The organism is Kineococcus gurbantunggutensis (genome assembly GCF_050871925.1).
Taxonomy (GTDB): domain Bacteria; phylum Actinomycetota; class Actinomycetes; order Actinomycetales; family Kineococcaceae; genus Kineococcus.
This window is the reverse complement of record NZ_JBJLSG010000051.1, coordinates 1-24,417: the sequence shown is the minus strand read 5'-3', so window position 1 is coordinate 24,417 and position 24,417 is coordinate 1. Positions and strand designations below refer to the sequence as shown.

Below are 24,417 nucleotides of genomic sequence, written 5' to 3'. Positions count from 1 at the left end.
GTGGCGCGTGCCCGCCGGGCCCGCGCATCGGCGACCATCGGGGCGTGAGCACAGCCCGCCGCCCGGCCCCCGCCGTCCCGCCCGAGCCCCCGGCGCACGAGGACGCGCGCGACTCGGTGGCCCGCTCCAGCGCCCTGATGGCCTCCGGGACGCTGGTGTCGCGGCTGCTGGGGTTCGTGCGCACGGCCGTGCAGGGCGCGGCCCTGGGCGCCGGCGCGCAGGTGGGGGCGGTGACGTTCGACGTGGCCAACAAGGCCCCGAACGTCTTCTACATGCTGCTGGCCGGCGGCGTGCTCAACGCGGTGCTCGTGCCGCAGATCGTGCGGGCCCTGAAGCGGCCCGACGGCGGCGCGGACTACGTCAACCGGCTGGTGACGCTGTCGCTGGTGCTCATGGCGGCCGCGACGGTGCTGCTGACCGCCGCGGCGCCGCTGGTGGTGCGCCTGTACGCGTCGCAGAAGTGGGAGGGCGACTGGGTCGCCCTGGCCACCGCGATGGCGTACTGGTGCCTGCCGCAGGTGTTCTTCTACGGCCTGTACACGGTGCTGGGGCAGGTCCTCAACGCCAAGGGCCGCTTCGGCGCCTACATGTGGGCGCCGGTGCTCAACAACGTCGTGGCGGTCGCCGGGCTCGTCGTCTTCCTCGTCGTGGCCTCGGGGTCGGCGCGCCAGTGGTCGGCCGGCGACTTCGACCCCTCCGCGGTGGCCGTGCTGGCGGGCACCTCCACGCTGGGCATCGTCGTGCAGGCGCTGGTGCTGTTCTGGCCGCTGCACCGCGCCGGCTTCCGCTACCGGCCCCGGTGGGGCTTCCGCGGGGTGGGCCTGCGCAGCGCCGGGCGGGTGGCGGGCTGGACGTTCGCCGCGGTGGTGGCCGGTCAGCTCGTCTTCGTGGCCACCACGCAGGTGACCACGGCCGCGGCCGCCGAGCTGGACGACCTGGGGCTGCAGGGCGCCACGAACGCCTCCTACACCCCGGCCTTCCTGCTGTTCATGCTGCCGCACTCGCTGGTGGCGGTGTCGCTGGTGACGGCGCTGTTCACCCGCCTGAGCGCCTCGGCCGCGGCCGGCGACACCGCCGCGGTGCGGCGCGACTTCTCCTACGGCGCGCGCACCGTGCTGGTGGCGGGGGTGCTGGCCACGGCGGCGCTGGTGACCCTGGGCCCGCAGATCGGGGTGGCGCTCTTCCCCGCCGGCGACGGCCGCTTCGTGGGGCAGGTCGTCGCGGCGATGGCGGTGGGGCTGGTGCCCTTCAGCGTCACCTACCTCGTGCAGCGCGTCTTCTACGCCTACGAGGACGCCCGGACCCCCTTCACGGTCTCCCTCGTGGTGGCGCTGGTGATGGCCGCCGGGGACCTGGTGTGCTGGCTGGTGGTGCCGGCGCAGTGGAAGGTCGTCGGCGTCGGCGTCGCGATGAGCGCGTCCAACGCGGTCGGCGTGGTGCTGGGCCTGGTGCTGCTGCGCCGGCGGCTGCGCTCCCTGGACGGGCGCGGCCTGGACGGGCACCGGCTGCTGCGCACCCTCGTGCGCGCGCTGGTCGTGGGCGCGCTCTCCGGCGGGGCCGCGCACGGGGTGACGCGGCTGGCGGCCCCGCTGGGCGGGGCGTGGGCCGTGCAGGTCGGCACCGTCGTCGTCGGCGGGCTGGTGCTGCTGGTGCTGTTCACCGCGCTGTGCCGGGCGATGCGGGTGAGCGAGCTGGACGCCCTGGTCGGCCCGCTGCTGCGCCGCCTACCCCTGCCCGGTCGGCGCTGAGGGGCGCTGCCCGCCCGCCGCGCCGGGCTGCGCGTCCGGCCCGTCCCCGGCACCGGCACCGTCCGCGGGAGCGGGACCGGTGCCGGCGGGCGGGCGCCGCCGGTCCCCGCCCACGTCGGCGTGCGGGACCTCGTCCACGCGGCGCCGCCCGCGCTTGACGGCGCGCACCACGCCGGCGACGAGCAGCGCGCCGGCGCCGCCGCCGACGAGCCCGGTCAGCCAGCCCTCCAGGTCGGCGCGCACGTTGACGTCGATGCCGACGGGCTCGCCCAGGCGCGTGCCGGCGGGGGTGCGCAGCTGCGCCTCGACGACGACGCTGCCGTTGGCCAGGGCCCGCACGGGCACCGCCACGCGCTGCTGCCCGCCGGCGGGGACCGTCACGCGCGGCACCGCGGCCAGCTGCACGCGCGGGCTGCGCGGGCGCAGCACCAGGTCCACCCGCACGGGCGCGGCGAGCTCGTTGACGACGGTGACGGGCAGCTCGGAGCGGGTCGCGGCCAGGTTGATGACGCTGCCGGGCAGCAGCCGCACCCCGCCCGCGAAGGCCTCCACCCGCTCCTGCGCGCGGCGGCGGGCGGCGGGCAGCTCGGCGGCGTGCCCGCGCCAGGACGCCGCCAGCAGCATCAGCGCCGAGCGCTGCAGCGCCCCGGTGGCCGGGTCGGCGCCCTGCAGGGCGCTGGCGGTGTCCTCGACGGCGGCGCGCAGGCCGGCGACGGCGGCCACGTGCGCGGCGGGCAGCGCGGCCCGCGCCTCGTCCCGGCCGGTCACGGGCGCGTCGGTGCGCTCGACGTCCGGCACGGGGGTGGCCAGCAGCTCCGGCAGCGGCTGCCAGGACGCCCAGCCGGAGGCCTCCACGGCCCCCACGAGCCGCTGCACCGCGCCCGGGCGCGGGTCGAAGGAGCGCGGCGCCACCAGCAGCAGGGCGCGCGGCGCGTTGGGCCGCTGCAGGGTGGTGGTGGCGGTCTCGGCCACGGCGCGCTGCACGAGCGCGGTGTCGGCGCCGGCGCCGCCGCCGGTGGTGTCGGCGGTGGCGTCGGCGCGCTGCAGCAGCGCGGACAGGGAGCTGTCGGCGACGAGGCCGGCCAGGGTGCCGGCGCCGTCGGCGCGCACGTCGGCGCGGCCGGTGGGGGTGTACGTCAGCTCGTCGTCGGTGGGCAGGCACCGGTCGTCCAGGACCACCGCGCGCGCGCCGGCGCGCGCGGCCAGGGCGAGCTGCGCCTGGTCGGCGCTCTCGCCGGCGGGCCAGGCCACGTCGGTGAGGACGGTGGCGCCGCCCAGGGCGGCGGCGGCGTCCGCGCGGGCGGCGGTGGCCGCGCCCAGCAGCCCGGCGCCGCCGGGGGCGGCGGCCAGCGCCGCCAGGTCGGGGTCGCCGTGGGGCAGGACCAGCACGGCCCGGCCCTCGGCGGCGGCGCCCAGCCGCTCGCGCCAGGAGCGCAGGGCGGCCTCGACGGCGCCGGCGTCGCCGTCCCCGGCGGGCAGCTCGGTGCCGGTGCCCGCGCCCTGACCGGCGGGCTCGGCGCCCGGCGCGGCCCCGGCGGCCGGCGCGCCGCCGTCCCCGTCGCCGGGGGCCTGCGCGCCGGCGGGGCGGGCCGGGGCGGTGGCCAGCACGGCGGGGTCCAGCGCCCAGGCGGTGCGCGGGTCGGCGGAGGCGTCGAGCACCCGGCCCAGCCGGCCGCCGGTGGCGCCGGCCAGGCCGGTGGCGTCGGCGGTGCGCCCGGCCACGAGCGGCAGCAGCAGCGTCAGCCGGGTGGGCCGCACGCCGTGCGGGGCGGAGACGAGGAAGGTGCGCGCCAGCCCGGCGCGCGCGCCGCCGCCGTCGAGGACCTCCACGGCCGCCGGGTGCGCGCCCTCCCCGGTGCCCAGCGCGGCGGCGTCCAGGACGAGCAGCACCTCCGCGTCCCCGCCCGCGGCCAGGCGCCCGTCGGCGACGGCGACGGCCTCGGAGGTCACGGTGGTGCGCCCCAGCGAGGCGGTGGGCGAGGCCTGCTCCCAGCGGTCCAGGGCGTCGCGGCCCACCACGGTGGAGCGCTGGGCGACCAGCCGCGCGCGCAGGCCCGTCAGCGCCGCGCCGCCGCCGTGGCGCACCCGCGCCCGCACGGTCACCACGGCGCGGGCGGGGTCGGCGGTGTCGTAGGCGGTGGGGGTGACGTCCTGCACGGACACCCGCAGCGGCAGCGCCGCGGCGGCGGGGGAGGCGGTGGGGGAGGCGGTGCCCGCCGCGGCCGCGGCCGGCGCCCCGACCAGGCCCGTCAGCCCGGCGAGCCCGGCGAGCACCTCGCGCCGGCGCGGGCCCGCGGGCGCTCCGCCGGCGCTCACGCCAGTTCGCCCAGGCGCTGCACGGCCGCCTCCACGGCGCGCCGCTCGTTGGGGAACGCCAGCCGCGCGTCGAGCTCGCTGAAGGGCACCCACGCCACGTCCACGGCCTCGGCGTCCGGGTCGTTCTCCACGGTCAGGCGCCCGCCGACGGCCTTGAGCAGGAACAGGTGCACGACCTTGTGGATGCGCCGGCCCTCGACGGAGAACCAGTAGTCGATGCTGCCCAGGCCCTCCACGACGACGCCGCGGATGCCGGTCTCCTCCTCGATCTCGCGCACCGCGGTCTCCTCGAGGGTCTCGGCCCCCTCCGGGTGCCCCTTGGGCAGGCACCACTCCAGGCGCCCGGCGCGGTTGAGCCGGCAGATCACGGCCGCGCGCGGCTCGCCGGAGCTGACGTCGACGACGAGGCCGCCGGAGGAGGTCTCCTGCACGGTCGGCAGCCGTCGGCGCGGCTCCCGGGCAGGTCTGACCATCGGCTCACTGTAGCCAGGCCCGTGGTGCGCCTCTGGCACCCTTGGACCTCGTGCTCCCCCCCGACGGACCCGCAGGACCCGACCCCGACGACGCGGCGCGAGCGCTGGAGCGCGCGCTGGACGAGGCGCGCGCCCGCGCGGTGCGCGCCCTGGAGCCGGTGATGCCGGTGCTGGTGGACCTGGGCCGCCGCTTCGAGGCGGCCGGGCACGAGCTGGCGCTGGTGGGCGGCCCGGTGCGCGACGCGTTCCTGGGCCGGCGCTCGGCGGACCTGGACTTCACCACCGGCGCCCGCCCCGACGACACGGTCGCGATCCTCAAGCGCTGGGGCGACGCGTTCTGGGAGGTGGGCCGCGACTTCGGCACCATCGGCGCGCGCAAGCGCTCCGGCGGCGTGGACGTCGTGGTGGAGGTGACGACGTACCGCTCGGAGAGCTACGACCCGGCCTCGCGCAAGCCGGAGGTCTCCTACGGCGACGACCTGGTGGGGGACCTGTCGCGGCGCGACTTCACCGTCAACGCGATGGCGCTGCGGCTGCCGTCGCTGGACTTCGCCGACCCGCACGACGGGCTGACGGACCTGGCCGCGGGCGTGCTGCGCACCCCGGTGACCGCCGAGCAGTCCTTCTCCGACGACCCGCTGCGGATGATGCGCGCGGCGCGCTTCGCGGCGCAGCTGCGGCTGCGGGTGGCGCCGGACGTGCAGGCGGCGATGGGCGCCATGGCCGGGCGCATCGCGATCGTCTCCGCGGAGCGGGTGCGCACGGAGCTGGAGAAGCTGCTGCTGGGCGCGGACCCCGTGGCGGGGCTGCGGCTGCTGGTGGACTCGGGCCTGGCCGACCACGTGCTGCCCGAGCTGCCGGCGCTGAAGCTGGAGATCGACGAGCACCACCGCCACAAGGACGTCTACGAGCACTCCCTGACCGTGCTGCAGCAGGCCATCGACCGCGAGGACGGGCCGGGGGGCGACGTGCCGGGCCCGGACCTGCTGCTGCGGCTGTCGGCGCTGCTGCACGACGTGGGCAAGCCGCGCACGCGCCGCTTCGAGCCCGGCGGCGGGGTGAGCTTCCACCACCACGAGGTGGTCGGCGCCAAGATGGTCGCCAAGCGGCTGAAGGCGCTGCGCTTCGACAACGACACCGTCAAGGCCGTGGCGCGCCTGACCGAGCTGCACCTGCGCTTCCACGGCTACGGCGACGGGGAGTGGACGGACTCGGCGGTGCGCCGCTACGTCACCGACGCCGGCCCGCTGCTGCCGCGCCTGCACAAGCTGACCCGCAGCGACTGCACCACGCGCAACCAGCGCAAGGCGAACCGCCTGGCCGCCGCCTACGACGACCTGGAGGTGCGCATCGCGCGCCTGCGCGAGCAGGAGGAGCTCGACGCGGTCCGCCCCGACCTGGACGGCACGCGGATCATGGAGCTGCTGGGCATCGGGCCCTCGCGCACGGTGGGGCGGGCCTACCAGCACCTGCTGGCGCTGCGGATGGAGCGCGGCCCGCTGGGCGAGGAGGCGGCCCGCGAGGAGCTGCTGGCGTGGTGGGCGCAGCAGCCCGAGTCGCAGCCGCAGCCCGAGCGGCAGGGCGGCGAGTAGCGGGGGTCGCTCAGGCGGCGAAGACGCGCACGCGGTTCTTGCCCGCCGCCTTGGCCGCGTACATCGCCACGTCCGCGTGCTGCACGACCTGCTCGGCGTCCTCGCCGGGGCGGCGGTGCGCCACCCCGACGCTCGCGCCCACGCGCACCGGGCCGCCGGGCAGCTCCACGGGCTGCACGACGGCCTCGACGACCCGCTCGGCCAGGTCGGCGACGGCCGGCTCGTCGGGGTCGCGCAGCAGCACGGCGAACTCGTCGCCGCCCAGGCGCGCGCACAGGTCGCCGGCGCGCACGGTGGCGCGCAGCCGGGCGGCGACGGCGCGCAGCAGCTCGTCGCCGGCGGCGTGGCCGCGCCCGTCGTTGACGGCCTTGAAGTCGTCGAGGTCGACGAAGGCGACGCTGAAGCGCGCGCTGGCCGCGTGCGCGGCGGCGGCCAGCGCCTCGGTGAAGGCGGTGCGGTTCGCCAGCCCGGTGAGCGCGTCGGTGCGGGCCTGCTCGGCCAGGGCCCGGTGCGCGTCGCTGTTGCGCAGCGCCAGCACCACCTGCGTCATGACGGCGCGCAGCGCGGGCACGCCCTCGGCGGCCAGGCGGCCGCGTGCGCCGACGAGCAGCCAGGCGCCCTCCCGGCCGGGGTTGGGCAGCGCGATCCACTCCGCGCCGGGGAGGAGGGCGTCCAGGCCGGTGCCGGTGAGGAGCACGGGCCGGTCGTCGCGGGGCCGGGCGGGCAGGACCACCCCGGTCAGCACCGGCGGCGGCTGGAGCACCCAGGTGCCGGTGGTCGCCAGGGGGCGGGCGCCGTCGGGGGCGACCTCGACGAGCACGCTCACCAGCCCGGGGGTGGACCCGCACACCTCGGTGGCGGCGCGCACGCCCCGCCCGGTGATCTCGTCGCGCTCGCGCAGGGTGAGCAGGTCGCGGCCGAGGGAGCCGAGCGCGGCGTCGCGGTGCTGCGCCTGCTCGCGGGCGAACAGGCCGTTGGCGAGGTGGCGGGCGCCGGCGGTGGTCAGCAGGAGCAGCGGGACGCAGCCGAGCACGGCGTCCGCGGTGCCGGGGCCGTGGTGGCCGGGCACCGCGGACCAGAACGGCAGACCGGCCAGCAGGCCCAGCGCGGCGCCGGCGCAGTGCAGCCACACCCGGCGGGTGCTGCCGTAGACCGCGCGGAACCACAGCGCGGGGAAGGCCGTGCCCAGCGCGAGGGTCGAGGGCGAGGCCAGGGCGGTGCAGGCGGCCAGCAGCAGCGCCTCGACGACGTCGCCGGCGAGGCGGGCGCGCCGGGTGGCGTAGCGGTGCACCCACACGCCGCCGAGCGCCGCGGTCGTCGCCGCGAACAGCAGCGCCGCCACCGGCTCCGCGGACCGCACCACGGGCGGCACCAGCAGCGCCGCGGACAGCAGCACCAGCAGGCAGTACAGCCGGCGCGTCTGCTCCACGAGCCCCGCGGGACGCCGCCAGGGCGCGCGCCCCCGCACCCGGTCCCCCGCCACGTCCACCGCCCGTCCCGGGCCGCCGCCGGCCCGCTCCGGGGCCCCCGGCGACCTGCCCGCCGGACCCTGCCCCCGTCTCCTGATCGGGTGGCGCGGCGCCGCACCGGAGCACCCGTCGGGGTGAGGGCGGCCCGCCGGGTCGTCCGCGGTGCCGGGGCCGTCCGGGCCGGCGGCAGGTGTCGAGGGCGCCGGGGCGGGGTAGGTGACCGTCATGGCAACCACCGACGAGGTCCTGCACGCCGTCCGCGACGCCACCTACCCGGCGGGCAAGGACGACCTGCTCGCCACCGCGCAGGCGGCGGGCGCGAGCGAGGACGTGCTCAAGGCGCTGCGGGCGCTGCCCGTGGAAGACTACGCGAACGCGCAGGAGGTGACGCGCTCGGTGCCCACCGAGGAGGCGCCGACGGACGCGCACACCGCCGCGCAGCAGGCGCGCGGGCAGGCGACCTCGCGCATCGCCGCGGGCGAGCGCGAGGTCCCGCCGGACCCCACGGACTACTGACCCGCTGACGGCCCGGCCCGCCGGGGCGCCCCGCGCTCAGCGCGCGGGCGCGCCCTCGGCGGCCAGGATGCGCTGCACCACGTCCGGCGGCAGGACGAACAGCTCCTCGCCGTCGCCGGGGGCCGCCACCGCCAGGACGGTGGCGCGCACGCCGGCCGCGTCCACGTCGAGCAGGCACGCGCCGCTGCCGCGCAGCACCCGCTCGCAGCCGGGCTCGACGAGGACGTCGGTGCGGTTGGCCACGCCGGGCGCCACGACCGCGGTGGTCCCGCCGGGCAGGGTCGCCACGTAGGGGTGGTGGTAGTGCCCGCTGAGCACGGCGCGCACGTCGGTGCCGGCGATCGCGTCCAGCAGCGCCTGCGGCTCCTGCAGGCGCAGGCCCTCGTGCAGCACCGTCGGCGCGGGCAGCGGGGGGTGGTGCACCACGACGAGGGTGCCCCGCGGGGCGGGCTCGGCGAGCGTGGCGCGCAGCTGCTCGAGCTGCTCCTCGCCCAGCGCGCCGTAGCCGAAGCCGGGCACGGAGCTGTCCAGCACCACCAGGCGCAGGCCGCCGGCGTCGTGCACGGAGCGCGGCGGGCCCAGGACGCGGGTGAACGGTTCGGTGAGGTCGTGGTTGCCCGCCGCCCAGGCCACGACGCCGGCGCCGTGCTCGCGGGCGAAGGCGCCCACGAGGTCGCGCGCGGTCTCGTAGGAGGCGGTCGAGCCGTCGTCGGAGACGTCGCCGGAGACGACGACGGCGTCCAGCGGGCCCACGCCGGCCAGCGAGGTCAGCACGTGCCGCAGCACGGCGGTGGTGTCGACCTTGCCGCCGCCGTGCCGGCCGCCGGGGGCCGTCAGGTGCGTGTCGGACAGCAGCAGGACGCGCGTCACCGCGCCTCCCCGTCCCCGTCCTCGTCCCCGCCCGGGGCGGCGCCGGCGAGGGTGTCCTCGTCGTCCCCGCCCCTGCCACCGCCGCCGTTCCCGTTCCCGTTCCCGCCGCCGTTCCCGCCGCCGTTCCCGCCGCCGTTGCCTCCGCCGTTCCCGTTGCCGCCGCCGTTGCCGTTGCCGCCGCCGCGGGTGGCGGCGCCGGAGGGGTTGGCCGTGGCCGAGGACGTGGCGCCCGCCGTCGGGCTCTCCGTCGCCGAGCCGGTCGGGCTCGACGTCGGGCTGGAGGTGGGGCTGGACGTCGGGCTGGGCTCGCTCTCCTCGGGCGCCACGACGAGGCTGATGGAGGTGCCCACGTCCACGGCGCTGTCCGCGGGCAGGCTCTGGCTGACCACCGTGCCCGGCTCGCCGGAGCCGCTGGAGCCCTCGGAGGCGTTGACGTTCAGCCCGAGGTCGTTGAGCGTGGACTGCGCGTCGTCCAGGCTCTGCCCGGTCACGTCCGGCACGGTCACCTGCCCGCTGGCGACGTAGATCGTCACCTCGGTGCCGCGCGCCACGTCCGCGCGCGCCGCGGGGTCGGTGCGCACCACGGTGCCGCGCTCGGCGCCGGGGTCCTCGTCGGTGGACTCCACCGAGCCGGTCTCCAGGCCCGCCGAGCGCAGCTCGGCGCGCGCGTCGGCCTGGCTCTGCCCGCTCACGTCGGGGACCGTCACCTGCTCGGGGCCGGTGGAGACCGTCAGCGTCACCGCGGTGCCCACGGCGACCTGCCGCCCGACGGCGGGGTCGGCGCCGATCACGTTCCCGGCGGGCACGTCGGCGCTGGGGGCCTGCTGCACGACCGGCTCGAGGTCGGCGTCGCGCAGGAGCTGCTCGGCCTGCGCCTGGGGCAGGCCGTCGACGGCGGGCACGGCCACCGCCGCGGGCGAGGACGACGCCGACGGGTCCGGGCTTCCACCGCTGCCGTCCACGAGCGCGTAGCCCACGCCGGCGATCCCGCCGAGCAGGACGAGCACGAGCAGCACCCACGGCCAGCGCTTGCGCCGCTCCTCCTCCGGCGGCGCCGCGTCGGGGTCGTCCACGCGCGGCAGCGCCCCGGTGCCGCCGGCGAGGGCGCCGGCCCCGGCCACCGGCGGGACGGCGCGGGTGGCGGCGGTGGCCGGTCCGGCCGGCGGCAGCGCCGTCGTGGCCCCCTCCACGGGCACCGCGGTGGTCGGCGCGAAGCTGGCCCCGCGCAGCGGGCGGCCCTCCACGGCGCGGCGCAGGTCGTCGGCGAAGTCGGCGGCGCTCTGGTAGCGGTGCTCGCGGTCCTTGCTCAGCGCCATGAGCACGACCTGGTCCACGGCGGGCGGGATGCCGGGCACCAGGGCGCTGGGCGGCTTGGGCTGCTCCGAGACGTGCTGGTAGGCCACCGCGACGGGCGCGTCGCCGGTGAACGGCGGGCGGCCGGTGAGGATCTCGTAGAGCAGGCAGCCGGTGGAGTACAGGTCGCTGCGGGCGTCGACGGTCTCCCCGCGCGCCTGCTCGGGGGAGAGGTACTGCGCGGTGCCCATCACCGCGGAGGTCTGGGTGAGCGTGGCGGAGGAGTCGCTGACGGCGCGGGCGATGCCGAAGTCCATCACCTTCACCTCGCCCGCCGGCGTGATCATCACGTTGGCGGGCTTGATGTCGCGGTGGACGATGCCCTTGGTGTGGCTGTACTCCAGCGCCCCCAGCACGCCCTCGGTGATGGAGAGCGCCTCGGTGATCGCCAGCGGGTGGTCGGTGCGCAGCACGTCGCGCAGCGTGCGGCCCTCCACGTACTCCATGACGATCCACGGCAGGTCCACGGGCGCGCCGCCGTGCTCGACGACCTGGTCGGCGCCGGTGTCGTAGACCGCGACGATGGAGGGGTGGTTCAGCCCGGCGGCGGCCTGCGCCTCGCGCCGGAAGCGCGCCTGGAAGGAGGGGTCGCGCGCCAGGTCGGAGCGCAGCAGCTTGACGGCCACCACCCGCCCCAGCCGGGTGTCGCGCGCGACGTGGACCTCCGCCATGCCGCCGCGCCCGAGGAGGGCGCCGACCTCGTAGCGCCCGCCGAGCAGCCGCGGCGACGCCTGCCCCCCGCCGCCGGTCGATGCGTCCGTCACTGCGCTCCCCGTCCCCGTCGTGCCCGTCGTGCCCGTCGTCCCTCGTCCGCGGCCCGCTCCCGGGCCGCTCCCGCCTCAGCCACCGAGCGCCGCCTCCATGACCCGCTTGGCCACCGGGGCCGACAGCCGCCCGCCGTAGGCGCTGTCCACGGACCCGCCGTCCTCGATGACCACGGCCACGGCGACCTGCCGGTCGCCCTGCTGCGCCCAGGAGGTGAACCAGGCGTAGGGCGTCTGGCCCGCGCCGCGCTGGGCGGTGCCGGTCTTGCCGCCGACGTCCACGCCGTCGATGCGCGCGCGGGTGCCGGTGCCGGACTCCACGACGGCCCGCATCATGTCCTGCAGGGTGGCGGCGGTCCCGGAGCTGACCGCGCGGCCGAGCTCCCTGGGGGAGGGCTCCTCCACCACGTCCAGGGAGTCGTCGTCGCGCACGTTGGCGATGAGGTTGGGCTGCATGACGACCCCGTCGTTGGCGATGGCCGCGGAGATCATCGCGACCTGCAGGGGGGTGGCCTTGTCGTCCCCCTGCCCGATCGCGGAGTACGCCAGCAGCGGCCCGGTGGCGTCCTCGGGGTAGGTGCTCTGCGTGACGCTCAGCGGGGTGGACAGCGGCTGCTCGAAGCCGAACGCCTTCGCCTGCGCGTCCAGGGCGTCGGCGCCGAGGTCGAGGCCGAGCCGGCCGAAGGCGGTGTTGCAGGAGATGCGCAGCGCGTCGCGCAGGCTGACCTGGTCGTTCGGGCCGCAGGCGGTGCCCTCGTCGTTGCTCAGGGTGTTGCTGGTCTGCGGCAGGTCCAGCTCCTGCGGGCCGGCCAGCAGGGTGTCGGCGGTGTAGTCGCCGCTCTCCAGGGCCGCCGCGGCGGTGACGAGCTTGAACGTCGAGCCCGGCGGGTACAGCGCGCCGGTGGTGCGGTTGATGAGCGGGTCGTCCTCGTCGCCGGTGAGCCGCTCCCACGCCTGCCCGGCGGCCGCGCCGTCGTGGGTGGCCAGCGCGTTCGGGTCGTAGCTGGGCGCGGAGACCATGGCGAGCACGTCGCCGGTGGCCGGGTCCAGCGCCACGACGGCGCCCTTGCGCCCGTCGAGGGCGTCCCAGGCGGCCTGCTGCACCTCGGGGCGGATCGTCAGCGTCACCGAGGCGCCCTTGGGCTCCTCCCCGGTGAGCAGGCTGGACAGCCGCCGGTAGAACAGCTCGTCGGCGGTGCCGGAGAGGACGTCGTTCTCGGCGCGCTCGACGCCGGAGGTGCCGTAGCGGATCGAGTAGTAGCCGGTGACCGGCGCGTACAGCTCCCCGGCGGGGTACTGGCGCTGGTACTGGTAGGCGTCGTCGACCGGGGCGCTGGTGGCCACCGCCTGCCCGGCGCCGACGAGGATCGCCCCGCGCTCGCGGCCGAACTCCGCGTAGAGCTGGCGGCTGTTGCCGGGCATGGCGTTCAGGTCCCCGGCGCGCACGAACTGGATCCACGTCGTGGAGGCGAACAGCGCGAAGAAGAGGAAGGCGACGACGGCGGAGAGCCTGCGCAGGGGCCGGTTCACGGCAGCCTCACCGCCTGGGTGACGCCGGTGTCGCCGGCCTCGGGGCCGTTGCGGACCTCCGGGGCGGGCCGGCGGGCCAGGTCCGAGACCCGCAGCAGCAGCGCCACGACGATCCAGTTCGACACCAGCGAGGAGCCGCCGGCGGCCAGGAACGGCGTGGTCAGGCCGGTCAGCGGGATGACGCGGGTGACACCGCCGACGACGACGAACACCTGCAGCGCCACCGAGAACGCCAGGCCGGCGGCGAGCAGCTTGCCGAAGCCGTCGCGCACGCCGATCGCGGTGCGCAGGCCCCGCTCGACGAGCACGCCGTACAGCAGCAGCACGGCGAACAGCCCCACCAGGCCCAGCTCCTCGCCGAAGGAGGCGTAGACGAAGTCGGAGTTGGCGAAGGGCACGATGTCGGGGCGGCCGCGGTCCAGGCCTGTGCCCAGCAGCCCGCCGTTGGCCATGCCGTACAGGCCCTGCAGGAGCTGGTAGGCGCGGTCGGCGTTCTCCGGCTCGAAGGGGTGCAGCCAGATGTCCACGCGGCTGCGCACGTGCGACATCGTCGTGGCGGCGAACACCGCCCCGGCGGCGAACAGCGCCAGGCCGATGACGATCCAGCTGACCCGCTCGGTGGACACGTACAGCACGGCCACGAACAGCCCGAAGAACAGCAGCGAGGTGCCCAGGTCGCGCTGGAGCACCAGCACGCCCACGCTGGCGGCCCACGCCAGCAGGATCGGGCCGAGGTCGCGCGCGCGCGGCAGCCGCAGGAACAGCACCTTCGGCCCCGTCAGCGACAGCGCGTCGCGGTGCACCACGAGGTAGCCGGCGAAGAACACCGCCAGCGCGATCTTGGCGATCTCGCCGGGCTGGAAGGACAGCGGCCCCACGCCGACCCAGATGCGCGCGCCGTTGATCTCCCGGCCCAGGCCGGGCACCAGCGGCAGCACGAGCAGCACCAGGCCGGCGACCATCGCGGTGAAGGTGTAGCGGCGCAGGATGCGGTGGTCGCGCAGGCCCACGACGACGACGGCGGCCGCGGCGACCCCCAGGGCGGACCAGACGAACTGCCGGGAGGCGGCGGCGGTCTCCTCGGCCAGGTCCAGGCGGTGGATCATCACCAGGCCCAGGCCGTTGAGCAGCGTGGCCACCGGCAGCAGCACCGGGTCCGCGTGCGGGGCGCGCCAGCGCAGCAGCAGGTGCAGCACCACGGCCAGGGCGCCCAGGCCCCCGCCGTGCAGCAGCAGCCCCGCCGGCAGGCTGCCCTCGCCGGTCAGGCCCACGACGGCCCACGCGCCGCACGCGATGAGCACGGCGCCGACGACGAGCACGAGCTCGACGTTGCGGCGCGTGGTCGGGTACACGGGCAGGACGGTGGCCATCAGCCGACCCCTCCGCAGTCCTCGGCGGGCGCGTCGCCGGTGGCCGTGCCGCTCGGCGTGGCGCCCGGGGTGGTCGTGGTGGCGGGGGCCCCCGGCGCGGCGGGCGTGCCCGTGGCCGCGGCGGGCGCGAGCACGGGCTCCGTCGCGGCGGCGGTGGGCTGCCCGGTGGGCGGGGCGGTGGGCGGGGCGGTGGCGGTGGGCGCGGGGGAGGGCGTGCGCGCGGCCGCGCGGCAGTCCGCCGCGATGCCCTCCAGCTCGTCGATCGTCTCGCGCGCCGCGGCCAGGCTCGTCGAGCTCAGGCGCCCGCTGACCAGCGAGACGTACCTGCTGGGCAGGTCGGAGAGCTCGATGCCGGTGCGCTCGACCACCCGCGAGGTGCTCACCGGGCCGACGTCCTGCGTCAGCCCGCGGAAGAGCGCCACGTTGCCGCCGTCGACGCCCACGAAGTACTGCTGCTGGCTCCAGCGCCACCCGGCCCACGCGCCGCCGGCGAGCAGCAGCAGGAGCACCAGCGGCCCGGCGACCCACCGCAGGCGGCGCCGGCGCCGCCGGCGCGCCTCCTCGGCGGGGTCGGGGCCCGGATCGTCGTCCTCCTGGTCGTCGTCGCCGGCGGCCCGCAGCGCCGCCGCCCGCGCGGCCGGGGTGCCGGCGGCGCTGGAGCGGCGGGGCCGGTGGAACGCGGCCGCGCCCACGACCTGCGGGGTCGTCGAGGGCGGCGGGCCGCCGCCGAGCTCGACGACGTCGGCCACGACGCAGGAGACGTTGTCGGGCCCGCCGCCGCGCAGCGCCAGCTCGACCAGGCGCTCGCACGTGACGTCGGGCGCCTCCCCGGCGGCCAGGGTCTCGGCCAGCGTCTCGTGGCTGACGACGCCGGACAGTCCGTCCGAGCACAGCAGGTAGCGGTCCCCGGGGCGCGCCTCGCGCACCGAGACGTCGGCGGTGTCGTCGTCGCGGCCCGTGAGCACCCGCATGATCACCGAGCGCTGCGGGTGGCGCTCGGCCTCCTCGGCGCTGATGCGGCCCTCGTCGATGAGGGACTGCACGTAGCTGTGGTCGCGGGTGAGCTGGGTGAGCTGCCCGTCGCGCAGCAGGTAGCCGCGCGAGTCGCCGATGTGCGCGAGCACCAGGCGCGAGCCGGCGCGCAGCACCGCGGTGACGGTGGTGCCCATGCCGGCCAGCTCGGGCTCGTCGTGCACGCGCCGGCGCAGCTGCTCGTTGGCGGCCTCCAGCGCGCGGTGCAGGTGCTCGGCGGCGTCGTCGCTGCCGTGCGACTCGCCGTCCAGCACGGACAGCTCGCCCACGGCCAGGGAGGAGGCGACGTCGCCGCCGGCGTGCCCGCCCATGCCGTCGGCGACGACGAGCAGGTGCGGGCCGGCGTAGCCGGAGTCCTGGTTGGTGGAGCGCACCAGCCCGACGTCGGACCGGGCGGCGTAGCGCAGGGCGATGGCCACGGCCCGCTCACCTCCGCAGTTCGAGCACGGTCCGCCCGATGCGCAGCGGCGTGCCGGGTTCGAAGGGCTGCGGGGTGGTCAGGCGCTCGCGCCCCAGGTGGGTGCCGTTGGTGGACTGCAGGTCCTCCACGACCCAGCCGGCGCCGCCCTGCGCGGGCGTGATGCGCACGTGGCGGGTGGAGGCGTACTCGTCGTCCAGGACGAGGGTGCAGTCCGCGCCGCGGCCGATGAGCACCGGCGCCTGCCCCAGCGCCAGCGTGGTGCCGCGCAGGGAGCCCTCGGTGACGACCAGGGTGGCGCGCTCGCGCCGCGGCGCGGGGGCCGGTGCCTCCGGCTCCGCCTCGGCGCGGGCGCGGCGCGGGCGCTCGCGCTCGGTGCGCCGCGCGGTGACGCGGGTGCCCAGCAGGTCGGTGCGCAGCACGCCGACCACGGCCAGCACGAAGGCCCACAGCAGGGCCAGCAGGCCGAGCCGCAGCACGGTCAGGGTGAGCTCGCTCACGGGCTCCTCAGGTCCAGCCCTCGTCGCGGCGCGGGGCGCGGTAGACCGCGCGGGTGCGCCCGAGGGTGATCGTCGCGCCGTCGAAGAGGTCGGTGGAGGAGACGCGCTCACCGTCCAGGAAGGTGCCGTTGGTGGAGCCGAGGTCCACCAGGCGGGCCCCGGAGGCGCTCACGCGCACCTCCGCGTGCCGGCGCGAGACGCCGGGGTCGTCGACGACCACGTCGGCGTCGGAGCCGCGGCCGATGACGGTGACGGCCTCGGTGAGCACGTACCCGCGCCCGTCGACCTCCAGCTTCGGGCGCCCGGCGGTGGAGGTGCGGCCGGTGGCCGGCGCCACCCGCCCCTTCACGGTGGAGCTCAGCACGCGGAAGACGCCGGTCTCGAGGTCGTCGGACTCGTGGAAGTCCACGCGCACCGGGCCCACGAAGGAGTAGCGCTGCTTCTCGGCGTGCTGGGTGACCGCGGCGACCAGCTCGTCGGCCAGCGTGTCCTGCCAGGAGGCGATCTTGTCGTGGTCGGTGCGGCCGAGCTCGACGACGAAGCTGTTGGGCACCAGGGTGCGCCCGCGGGCCAGCACGGCGGCGCGGTCGTCGAGCTCGCGGCGCAGCGCGCTGGCGACCTCCACGGGCTGCACCTCGCTGCGGAACGCGCGGGCGAAGACGCCGTTGACGGCGCGCTCGACGCCGCGCTCGAACCGGTCGAGCACTCCCACGCCACGCCCCCCTCCGCCTCGGTCCCCCGGTGATCCGGCTCCCGCATCGTAGCCGCGCGGGCGCTCACCGCCCCTCCCGAGAAGGGGGGTGTCCGTGGAGGTCTCGCGGACCTGCTAAGGTTCTACCTGTCTGCGCGAGTGGCGGAATAGGCAGACGCGCACGGTTCAGGTCCGTGTGCCCGAAAGGGCGTGGGGGTTCAACTCCCCCCTCGCGCACAGGGTGAAGGCCCCGGTCGATCTCGACCGGGGCCTTCGTCGTCCCCGGGTGCCGTTCCCCCCGCGGCCCGCGAAGCTGGCGGGCATGGGACTCATCGGCGTGACCGGCGCGACGGGCCACCTCGGCGGGCGCGTGGCGCGCGCCCTGGCGGCGGGGGCCCTCCCGCAGCGGCTGGTGGTGCGCGACGCCTCCCGCGCCCCGGACCTGCCGGGGGCCGACGTGCGGGTGGCCACCTACTCCGACGGCGCGGGCATGCGCCACGCCCTCGACGGCGTCGACGTGCTGCTGCTGGTCTCCGCCTCCGAGGACGCCGACCGCGTCGCCCAGCACCGCAGCGCGGTGGAGGCCGCGGTGGAGGCCGGGGTGCGCCGCGTCGTCTACACGTCCTTCCTGGGCGCCGCGCCGGGCTGCACCTTCACCTTCGGGCGCGACCACGCCGCCACGGAGGGCTGCTGGCCGCCGCCGGGCTGGAGGCCACCGTGCTGCGCAACTCCTTCTACCTGGACGTGCTGCCGGACTTCGCCACCGGCGGCGCGCTGCGCGGGCCGGCCGGGGAGGGGCGGGTGGGCGCGGTGGCCCGCGACGACGCCGCCGACGTGGCCGTGGCCGCGCTGCTGGACGAGGCGCACTCCGGGCGCACCTACGACGTCACCGGCCCGCGGGCGCTGAGCATGGCCGAGGTGGCCGAGACGATCACCCGCGTCACCGGCGAGCCGGTGCGCTACGTGCAGGAGACCGTGGAGGAGGCGTACGCCTCGCGCGCGGGGTACGGGGCGCCGGGCTGGGAGGTCGACGGCTGGGTGAGCACCTACACGGCCGTCGCCGCCGGCGAGCTGGACGTCGTCACCGACGTCGTGCAGCGCCTGACCGGCCACGCCCCGCGCACCTTCGAGGACGTCCTCACCGGGCGCTGACGCCGGCCCGGGGCCCGGCTCGGCGCGGGGCCGGCGGGGTCCCGGCGGGGTCCCGGCGGGGTCCCGGCTCGGTGCCGGCCCTGGCGGCGCGCGCGGCGCCCGCCTAGCGTCGCGGCGTGAGCACCGACCGCGAGCAGCAGCTGCTGCACCTCGTCGCCACCCGCCGCGAGAGCGTCCTCGTCACCCTCAAGCGCGACGGGCGCCCCCAGCTGTCCAACGTCACCCACCACTACGACCCGCAGCGCCGCCTGGTGCGGGTCTCGGTCACCGCCGACCGCGCCAAGTCCCGCAACCTCGAGCGCGACCCGCGCGCCTCGCTGCACGTGTCCGCGCCGGACTTCTGGTCGTGGACGGTCGTGGAGGGCGACGCCGAGCTCAGCCCGGTCGCGCAGCGCGAGGACGACGCGGCGGTGGAGGAGCTGGTGGAGCTGTACCGCGCGCTGGCGGGGGAGCACCCCGACTGGGACGACTACCGGGCGGCGATGGTGCGCGACCGGCGCCGCGTGGTCAGGCTGCCGGTGGGGCGCGTCTACGGGCAGCTGCCCGGCTGAGGCGTGGAGGGCGGGAGGGGCGGGGTGCAGGTGCGGCGTCCGGCGGCCGCCCCCCGACGGCCACCGGACGCGACACCGCGTTCCCCCCTCGCGAGCCCTCCCGCGCAGGTTCCCCCCGGACCCGGCGCGAGATCCCCCGGCCCGCGCAGGTTCCCCCCGGACCCGGCGCGAGCCCCGTGGGCTCAGCGACGACATCGCTGCACCCCCCGGGGGCGTTACACACCCCTGCCGACGACTTCTCCCGCGACTTCCCGCCGGTGCGCGCCGCGGGCCCGCTCGTAGGGTCGCCCCGTGCCCCGGGACCGCTCCTCCGAGCCCGCCGACCGCCGAGACGACCGCCGAGACGACCGCCGCGAGGACCGGCGAGACGACCGCCCGGCGCGGGGCTCCGGCGACCTCGCCGCCGCGCTGCACGGCCTGCACGAGGGCCCGTACGCGCGCTACCGCTCGCTGACCGGGCGGCGCTGGCCGCTGCTGCCGGGGGTGACGTTCTCCCTGGTGCGCGCCCAGGCGGACCCCTTCGCCCCGCCGAGCCGCTGCGAGGTGCGCCTGGACGCGGCCGCCGCCGGTCTCACCGGCCTCGGGCCGGAGGTGCCGGCGCGGCGGCGCGCGCTGGCCGGGCACCTGGCGCGCCGGGCGCGCGCGGCGGCCGGGGACACCTTCCGCGTCGACGCCGGCGGGCAGGAGGTGCTCCAGCGCAGCTCCTGCGAGGTCGGCGCCGACGGGGGCGTGGTGCTGCGCTTCGGCTACCACCTGCCGGGCCCGCGCCGGCGCGTCGACGGGCGCACCGCCGCGCGGGAGCTGACCGGCGCGCTGCCGGAGCTGGTGCGCTCGGCGCTGCTGGCCGACGCGCTGGACGTCGAGGCCGCGCGCGCCTTCGCCGACGCGGTGGAGGACGCCGGCGCGCTGCGCGCGCTGCTGCCGGGGCGGGGGCTGGTGGCCTTCGTCGCCGACGGGGCGGTGCTGCCGCGGCGCAGCGGGGTGGACCCGCGCCCGGCGGCGGACGCGGTGCCCTTCGCCGGCCCGCCCTCGCTGCGGGTGGAGGTGGACCTGCCGCACCGCGGCCGGGTGTCCGGGACGGGCGTGCCGGCGGGGGTCACGGTCGTCGTGGGCGGCGGCTTCCACGGCAAGTCCACGCTGCTGGCGGCGCTGCGCGAGGGCGTGCACGACCACGTGCCCGGCGACGGGCGCGAGCTGGTCGTCACCGCCGCCGACGCGGCGGCGGTGCGCGCGGAGGACGGGCGGGCGGTGACGCGCGTGGACGTCGGCGCGTTCGTCGCCGGCCTGCCCGGCGGGCTGGACCCGCGCGACTTCACCACCGCCGACGCCTCCGGCTCCACCTCGCAGGCCGCGGCGGTGGTGGAGGCGCTGGAGGCCGGCAGCCGGCTGCTGCTCCTCGACGAGGACACCGCCGCGACGAACCTCATGGTGCGCGACGCGCGCATGCAGGCGCTGGTGGCCAAGGCCGCCGAGCCGCTGAACCCCTTCGTGGACCTGGTGCGCCCCCTGCACGCGGACCACGGGGTCTCCACGGTGCTCGTGGCGGGCGCCTCCGGCGACTTCCTCGACGTGGCCGACCGGGTGCTGCTCATGCGCGACTTCCGCTGCGAGGACGTCACCGCCCGCGCGCGCGAGGTCGCCGCCACCCCGACGGGGCGGGTGGCCGAGGCGGGGGCCTTCCCGCCGGTGCGGCACCGGGTGGTGGACCCCGCCTCCCTGGACGCCACGGCCCGCGGGCGGCGCCGCGTCGGCGCGCGCGGCACCGACGCGCTGCTGCTCGGCGAGCACGAGGTGGACGTGCGGGCGGTGGCGCAGTTCACCGACGCCGCGCAGGTCGCCGGGGCCGGGTGGGCGCTGGAGCACCTGGTCGCCGCCGGTCACCTGGACGGCCGGCGCACCCTGGCGGCGGCGCTGGAGCTGCTGGCCGGGGACCTGGCGGGGGAGGTGGCCGGGTGGGCGGGCGGCGCGCACGCCGACGTGGCGGTGCCGCGCCCGCACGAGGTGGCGGCGGCGCTGAACCGGCTGCGCGGGCTGCGGGTGCGCGCGCTGCGCGACGCGCCCGGCGATTGACCGGCGATTGACCGGCGGCCGACCGGCGCCCTGAGGTCGACCGGCGCTCCGGTGGCGGGGCGGGGAGCGCGCCGTCAGGGTGGTGAGCCGTGAGCACTCCGAGCGACGAGACCGGCAAGAGCACCGAGCCCACCGACCGGGTGGACCCCACCGACAACGCCGAGGTGCGCGCGGTGGAGGAGGGCGGCAGCCGTCAGGTCGCCCGCGGCAGCGACGGCGGGATCCAGCCCTCGCCCGCGCGCAGCCCCGAGGACCCGCTGGGCACGCAGGAGGACATCCCCGCCGGCACCGGCGCGGGCAGCCCGCTGGACGGCGTGCTGATCAGCGAGGAGGACGCCGAGCAGGCGGTCTCCGGCGACACCGGCCCGGAGAGCTCCTCCGGCCGCTGAGCGGCTCAGCCCCCCGACCCGGGCGCCGCGGTGCCCGGGCGGGAGCCGCCCTCCCGCTCGGCGAGCAGGTCGCGGATCTCCGTCAGCAGCCGCACCTCCTCGCTGGGCGCCTTCGGCTCCGGCGCCCCGTGCTGCTTGCGCAGCGCCAGCAGCCGGTTCAGCGGCGTGACCACGAGGAAGTACACGACCGCGGCGACGATGAGGAAGTTCAGCACCGCACCGACGATCGAGCCCACCCGGATGCCCACCACCGGCACGCCGGCGACCTCGCGCAGCGGGATCACCCAGGTGTTCTCCAGGTTCGGGCCGCCGCCGACCGCCGCGATGAGCGGGTTGATGAGGCCCTGCACGATCGAGGTCACCACCGCCGTGAAGGCCGTGCCGATGACGACGGCGACCGCGAGGTCGATGACGTTGCCGCGCAGGACGAAGTCGCGGAATCCGGTGACGAGCTTCACGGGTGCCTCCTGGGGCCGCGGGGTTCGGGCACTGGGACCCTAGGGGCGTGACGGGTTCGGGGGCGAGCGCAGCGGGCGGCGTCGTGGTCGTCGGGCTGGGCGCCGCGGGCGCGAGCCTGGCGTGGCGGCTGGCGGGTTCGGGCGTGCCGCTGCGGGTGGTGGAGGCGCCGGCCTCCTCGGGCCGGCGCACCCAGGAGCGCACCTGGTGCACGTGGGGGCCGGCGGGACCGGGGCCGTTCGGCCACCTGGTGGCGGCGTCGTGGCCGCGGGTGCGGCTGGTGCCGCCGGCGGGCCGCGACGTCGTGGCGCACCTGGGGTCCTGGCGCTACCGGATGCTGCGCTCGCAGGACCTGGACGCGGCGGTGCGCGAGCGCCTCGCGGACGCCGGGGTGGCGGTGGAGGAGGCCGTCGTGCACGACGCCGCGGACCTGCGCGCGCCGGGGTGGACGGTGGTGGACACCCGCCCGGTGGCGGTCCCGCGCACGGGCCGCACGCTGCTGCTGCAGCACTTCCTGGGCTGGCGGGTGCGCTCGGCACGCCCGGTGTTCGACGCCTCGACGGTGACGCTGATGGACTTCCGCGTGCCGCAGCCGGCCGGCGGGGTGGCGTTCGGGTACGTGCTGCCCACGTCCGCGCACGAGGCGCTGGTGGAGTACACGGAGTTCTCCCGCGAGCTGCTCACCGACGCCGGGTACGAGTCCGCGCTGCGGGGGTGGTTGCGGCGCAGCGGGACCGGCGAGGTGCAGGTGCTGGGCGCCGAGCGCGGCGTCATCCCGATGACGGACGCGGCCTTCCCGCCCTCGGGGGTTCTGGGGGTGCTGCGCTGGGGCGCGGCGTCGGGGTCGGTGCGCCCCTCGACGGGGTACGCGTTCAGCGTGCTGCAGCGGCAGGCGGACGTGCTGGCGGCGCGGGCGCGGGCCGGTTCGCCGCTGGTGCTGCCGCCCGCGCACGGGCGCCGGCACCTGCTGATGGACTCGCTCGTCCTGGAGGCGCTGGCGGCCGGCCGCGTCGACGGGCCGGGGTTCTTCACCGGGTTGTTCGAGCGCAACCCCGTGCAGCGCGTGCTGGGTTTCCTGGACGGCCGCACCGGGCCCGCGGACGACGTGCGCCTGATGGCGTCGTCGCCGCGGGGCCCGATGCTGCGGACCGTCCTGGGGAGGGCGCTGCCGCTCAGGCGTTGAGGACGGCCTCGACGTCGAGCTCGAGGTCGACCTTGTCGGCGACGACGAGGCCGCCGTTGTCGAGGCGGGCGTCGAAGGAGATGCCGAAGTCGCGGCGGTCGATGCGGCCCTTGGCGGAGAACCCGGCGCGGTACCCGCCGTAGGCGTCGGGGCCGAACCCGGAGACCTCGACGGTGAGGGTGACGGGGCGGGTGACGCCCTTGAGGGTGAGGTCGCCGGTGAGCAGCAGGTCGCCGCCGTCGTGGCTCAGGCCGGTGGAGGCGAAGGTGGCCGAGGGGTGGTTGGCGACGTCGAAGAAGTCGCCGCTGTGCACGTGGGCGTCGCGCTGCTCGTTGAACGTGGTCAGCGAGGTGACGTCGACGGTGGCGGTGACGCCGGAGCGGGCGGGGTCCTCGGCGGTGACGAGCTCGCCGGAGACGGCGCCGAGGCGGCCGCGGACCTTGCTGACGGCCATGTGCCGCACGGTGAAGGACACCTCCGAGTGCGAGGCGTCGATCGTCCAGGTGCCGGCGCGGTAGCCGGGGAACTCCGGCAGCGCGGAGGGGGCGGGCAGCGTGGCGGTCGCCGTGCCGTTCGCGGTGCTCTTGTCGTCCTTCTTGCCGAACCAGCCCATCGTGGTCTCCCCAGGTCGTTGAGTGTTCAACTTCTGGGTTGACGATAACCCCGCTCTGGTTGAAAGCGCAAGCACTTCTCGTCCGGTGCGCGCAGCGGGCCGCCCCCGGTGGTCGGGGGCGGCCCGGCGGGGGTCAGCGGGTCAGCGGGTCAGCGGGTCAGCGGGTCAGCGGGTCAGACGACCGTGCCGCGCTCGAAGAACCAGGCGACCGTCAGCGCCACCGGGTCCACCACGCCGCCGCGGGCGGTGCCGCGCGCGCCGTCCGCGGCCGCGCGGTAGGCCGCGGTCAGGGCCGTCACCGCCGGCACCTGCGCCCGCTCGGCGTCCGCGAGCGCCCGCGCCGCGGGGACCATCGCCTGCAGCACCGGCGCCCCGCCCCCGGCCGGGGGGTGGGTGACGTGCTCGGCGGCCAGCGCCAGCTCGTGCGTGCCCACGTCCCCGGTGCACGCCTGCGCGAGCTCCTCGAACCAGGTGCTCAGCGGGTGCAGCGGGCCCTCCACCCGGCTCGCGCCGCGCGCCACGGCCGCGAACACCTCGCCCGGCCTGGCCCCGGCCGGCAGCGCGCCGACCTCCTCGTCGGCGGCCAGCGCCGTCTGCACCAGCGCGGGCGCCTGGCCGTCCAGTTCGCCGCGCCGCGCCAGCACCTCGTCGCGGAACCCGGTCCACCAGGCCAGGACCCGTCTGCCGTCCAGGTCGGCCGTGCGCGTGCCGCGCACGGGCCGCACGGGCCGGCCCTCGTGCAGGACCTCCAGCAGGTCCCGCTCCGTCTTCGTCGCCCGACCGTCCACGTCGTCCTCCTCCTCGAGGTCCGACGAGCGTGTCACCCGGCGGAGCGCTCCGCCACCCGGAGCTTCTAGAACTTCTCCCAGTTACTCAGCGTCATGGGACGTTCGGGTGGTCGTGGCTCAAGTGCCCAGGTCAGGAGCCCGATGCCTGATCTGTCGGTGACGCTGCGTCCCGATCAGACTGGAGGAGAGTCACCGTGTCCGCTCGCCGCGCCTTCGCCGCCCTCGCCCTCGCCGGGTCCGTCCTCGCCGGTTCCGCCGCCCTGGCGCCCGCCGCCTCCGCCGCGCCGACCACCGGGACCACCGCGACCGCGGTGACGACCCTCGCCGGGTCGACCACGACCGGGCACCTGCGCAAGACCGCGGCCCCCACCGGCACCACCACCAGCACCGTCACCGGTCACCTGCGCAAGACCGCCACCACGACCGCGACGACCACCGCGGGCACCGCGACGAGCACGGTCACCGGTCACCTGCGCTGACCCCCGCCCCTCCCGCTGCGCGCGGGGGGGCCGGGGGGCGGGGGGGGTGGGGGGGGGGGGGGGGGGGGGGGGGGGGGGGGGGGGGGGGGGGGGG

21 protein-coding genes, 1 tRNA gene and 1 pseudogene are annotated in these 24,417 nt (G+C 77.6%); 10 read left to right on the top strand and 13 right to left on the bottom strand.

The window, feature by feature from the left end; translation table 11 throughout:
• Positions 1-44 precede the first annotated feature (44 nt).
• A complete protein-coding gene (murJ, locus tag ACRYR7_RS11680) occupies positions 45-1,748 on the top strand; it encodes a murein biosynthesis integral membrane protein MurJ (RefSeq protein ID WP_432572262.1) in 1,704 nt (567 codons plus the stop codon).
• Here murJ and ACRYR7_RS11675 read toward each other — a convergent pair.
• The gene (locus ACRYR7_RS11675) at positions 1,725-4,064 is read right to left on the bottom strand and encodes a DUF6049 family protein (RefSeq protein ID WP_432572261.1); all 2,340 of its coding nucleotides are present in this window, start codon (positions 4,062-4,064) and stop codon (positions 1,725-1,727) included. The genes murJ and ACRYR7_RS11675 overlap by 24 nt on opposite strands.
• Positions 4,061-4,537, bottom strand: coding sequence for an NUDIX hydrolase (locus ACRYR7_RS11670; RefSeq protein WP_432572260.1), 477 nt, complete (start codon positions 4,535-4,537; stop codon positions 4,061-4,063). The genes ACRYR7_RS11675 and ACRYR7_RS11670 overlap by 4 nt, the downstream gene beginning before the upstream one ends.
• Before the next feature lie 161 nt (positions 4,538-4,698).
• Here ACRYR7_RS11670 and ACRYR7_RS11665 point away from each other — a divergent pair, with 161 nt between their 5' ends.
• On the top strand, positions 4,699-6,129 hold the full coding sequence (locus tag ACRYR7_RS11665) for a CCA tRNA nucleotidyltransferase (protein ID WP_432572270.1): 1,431 nt from the start codon (positions 4,699-4,701) through the stop codon (positions 6,127-6,129).
• Positions 6,130-6,139: 10 nt separating this feature from the next.
• On the opposite strand, the gene ACRYR7_RS11660 is transcribed toward ACRYR7_RS11665, so the two are convergent.
• A complete protein-coding gene (locus ACRYR7_RS11660; RefSeq protein WP_432572259.1) occupies positions 6,140-7,558 on the bottom strand; it encodes a diguanylate cyclase domain-containing protein in 1,419 nt (472 codons plus the stop codon).
• A 265-nt stretch (positions 7,559-7,823) separates the two neighbouring features.
• Here ACRYR7_RS11660 and ACRYR7_RS11655 point away from each other — a divergent pair, with 265 nt between their 5' ends.
• On the top strand, positions 7,824-8,114 hold the full coding sequence (locus ACRYR7_RS11655) for a DUF2795 domain-containing protein (protein ID WP_432572258.1): 291 nt from the start codon (positions 7,824-7,826) through the stop codon (positions 8,112-8,114).
• Positions 8,115-8,150: 36 nt separating this feature from the next.
• Here the strand turns inward: ACRYR7_RS11655 and ACRYR7_RS11650 are convergent, their stop codons facing one another.
• The 7 genes from ACRYR7_RS11650 to ACRYR7_RS11620 all read right to left on the bottom strand — a co-directional run bounded on the left by ACRYR7_RS11650 (position 8,151) and on the right by ACRYR7_RS11620 (position 16,663).
• Complete coding sequence (locus ACRYR7_RS11650) at positions 8,151-8,984, bottom strand: metallophosphoesterase family protein (protein ID WP_432572257.1); 834 nt, start codon at positions 8,982-8,984, stop codon at positions 8,151-8,153.
• Positions 8,981-11,008 (bottom strand): Stk1 family PASTA domain-containing Ser/Thr kinase, encoded by a 2,028-nt coding sequence (pknB, locus tag ACRYR7_RS11645; protein ID WP_432572269.1) that lies wholly within the window; start codon positions 11,006-11,008, stop codon positions 8,981-8,983. Before pknB ends, ACRYR7_RS11650 begins: the two co-directional genes overlap by 4 nt.
• Positions 11,009-11,176: 168 nt before the next feature.
• Entirely contained in the window at positions 11,177-12,631 is a 1,455-nt protein-coding gene (locus tag ACRYR7_RS11640; protein ID WP_432572256.1) for a peptidoglycan D,D-transpeptidase FtsI family protein, read from the bottom strand.
• Entirely contained in the window at positions 12,628-14,001 is a 1,374-nt protein-coding gene (locus ACRYR7_RS11635; protein WP_432572255.1) for an FtsW/RodA/SpoVE family cell cycle protein, read from the bottom strand. Before ACRYR7_RS11635 ends, ACRYR7_RS11640 begins: the two co-directional genes overlap by 4 nt.
• On the bottom strand, positions 14,001-15,452 hold the full coding sequence (locus ACRYR7_RS11630; RefSeq protein ID WP_432572254.1) for a Stp1/IreP family PP2C-type Ser/Thr phosphatase: 1,452 nt from the start codon (positions 15,450-15,452) through the stop codon (positions 14,001-14,003). The genes ACRYR7_RS11635 and ACRYR7_RS11630 overlap by 1 nt, the downstream gene beginning before the upstream one ends.
• Positions 15,453-15,459: 7 nt before the next feature.
• Positions 15,460-15,951 carry an FHA domain-containing protein FhaB/FipA gene (locus ACRYR7_RS11625; protein WP_432572253.1) on the bottom strand — a complete coding sequence of 164 codons (492 nt, stop codon included), beginning with the start codon at positions 15,949-15,951 and terminating at the stop codon, positions 15,460-15,462.
• A 7-nt stretch (positions 15,952-15,958) separates the two neighbouring features.
• Positions 15,959-16,663: an FhaA domain-containing protein gene (locus ACRYR7_RS11620; RefSeq protein WP_432572252.1), complete on the bottom strand. Its 705-nt coding sequence runs from the start codon at positions 16,661-16,663 to the stop codon at positions 15,959-15,961.
• A gap of 132 nt (positions 16,664-16,795) precedes the next feature.
• Here ACRYR7_RS11620 and ACRYR7_RS11615 point away from each other — a divergent pair.
• From ACRYR7_RS11615 to ACRYR7_RS11595, 5 genes and pseudogenes are all read left to right on the top strand, one after another.
• Positions 16,796-16,879 (top strand) — tRNA-Leu (locus tag ACRYR7_RS11615).
• Positions 16,880-16,964: 85 nt separating this feature from the next.
• Positions 16,965-17,794, top strand: a pseudogene (locus ACRYR7_RS11610) (SDR family oxidoreductase).
• Positions 17,795-17,910: 116 nt separating this feature from the next.
• Positions 17,911-18,345 (top strand): PPOX class F420-dependent oxidoreductase, encoded by a 435-nt coding sequence (locus tag ACRYR7_RS11605; RefSeq protein ID WP_432572251.1) that lies wholly within the window; start codon positions 17,911-17,913, stop codon positions 18,343-18,345.
• A gap of 291 nt (positions 18,346-18,636) precedes the next feature.
• On the top strand, positions 18,637-20,415 hold the full coding sequence (locus ACRYR7_RS11600; RefSeq protein ID WP_432572250.1) for a P-loop domain-containing protein: 1,779 nt from the start codon (positions 18,637-18,639) through the stop codon (positions 20,413-20,415).
• Positions 20,416-20,504: 89 nt separating this feature from the next.
• The gene (locus ACRYR7_RS11595; RefSeq protein ID WP_432572249.1) at positions 20,505-20,804 is read left to right on the top strand and encodes a hypothetical protein; all 300 of its coding nucleotides are present in this window, start codon (positions 20,505-20,507) and stop codon (positions 20,802-20,804) included.
• A gap of 5 nt (positions 20,805-20,809) precedes the next feature.
• Here ACRYR7_RS11595 and mscL read toward each other — a convergent pair whose 3' ends face one another.
• A complete protein-coding gene (mscL, locus tag ACRYR7_RS11590) occupies positions 20,810-21,262 on the bottom strand; it encodes a large conductance mechanosensitive channel protein MscL (protein ID WP_432572248.1) in 453 nt (150 codons plus the stop codon).
• A 47-nt stretch (positions 21,263-21,309) separates the two neighbouring features.
• Between mscL and ACRYR7_RS11585 the strand changes: the two genes are divergently transcribed.
• Complete coding sequence (locus tag ACRYR7_RS11585; protein ID WP_432572247.1) at positions 21,310-22,443, top strand: lycopene cyclase family protein; 1,134 nt, start codon at positions 21,310-21,312, stop codon at positions 22,441-22,443.
• Here the strand turns inward: ACRYR7_RS11585 and ACRYR7_RS11580 are convergent.
• The gene (locus ACRYR7_RS11580; RefSeq protein ID WP_432572246.1) at positions 22,433-23,056 is read right to left on the bottom strand and encodes a YceI family protein; all 624 of its coding nucleotides are present in this window, start codon (positions 23,054-23,056) and stop codon (positions 22,433-22,435) included. The genes ACRYR7_RS11585 and ACRYR7_RS11580 overlap by 11 nt on opposite strands.
• A 173-nt stretch (positions 23,057-23,229) precedes the next feature.
• On the bottom strand, positions 23,230-23,880 hold the full coding sequence (locus ACRYR7_RS11575) for a hypothetical protein (protein WP_432572245.1): 651 nt from the start codon (positions 23,878-23,880) through the stop codon (positions 23,230-23,232).
• 158 nt (positions 23,881-24,038) lie between these two features.
• Here ACRYR7_RS11575 and ACRYR7_RS11570 point away from each other — a divergent pair, with 158 nt between their 5' ends.
• The gene (locus ACRYR7_RS11570; protein ID WP_432572244.1) at positions 24,039-24,323 is read left to right on the top strand and encodes a hypothetical protein; all 285 of its coding nucleotides are present in this window, start codon (positions 24,039-24,041) and stop codon (positions 24,321-24,323) included.
• Positions 24,324-24,417: the final 94 nt, after the last annotated feature.

Excerpts from the sequence above, each read along its gene's own strand:
- ACRYR7_RS11670 (WP_432572260.1), bottom strand. The coding sequence starts at position 4,537 with ATGGTCAGACCTGCCCGGGAGCCGCGCCGACGGCTGCCGACCGTGCAG.
- ACRYR7_RS11665 (WP_432572270.1), top strand. The coding sequence starts at position 4,699 with ATGCCGGTGCTGGTGGACCTGGGCCGCCGCTTCGAGGCGGCCGGGCAC.
- ACRYR7_RS11655 (WP_432572258.1), top strand. The coding sequence starts at position 7,824 with ATGGCAACCACCGACGAGGTCCTGCACGCCGTCCGCGACGCCACCTAC.
- pknB (WP_432572269.1), bottom strand. The coding sequence starts at position 11,008 with ATGGCGGAGGTCCACGTCGCGCGCGACACCCGGCTGGGGCGGGTGGTG.
- ACRYR7_RS11635 (WP_432572255.1), bottom strand. The coding sequence starts at position 14,001 with ATGGCCACCGTCCTGCCCGTGTACCCGACCACGCGCCGCAACGTCGAG.
- ACRYR7_RS11580 (WP_432572246.1), bottom strand. The coding sequence starts at position 23,056 with ATGGGCTGGTTCGGCAAGAAGGACGACAAGAGCACCGCGAACGGCACG.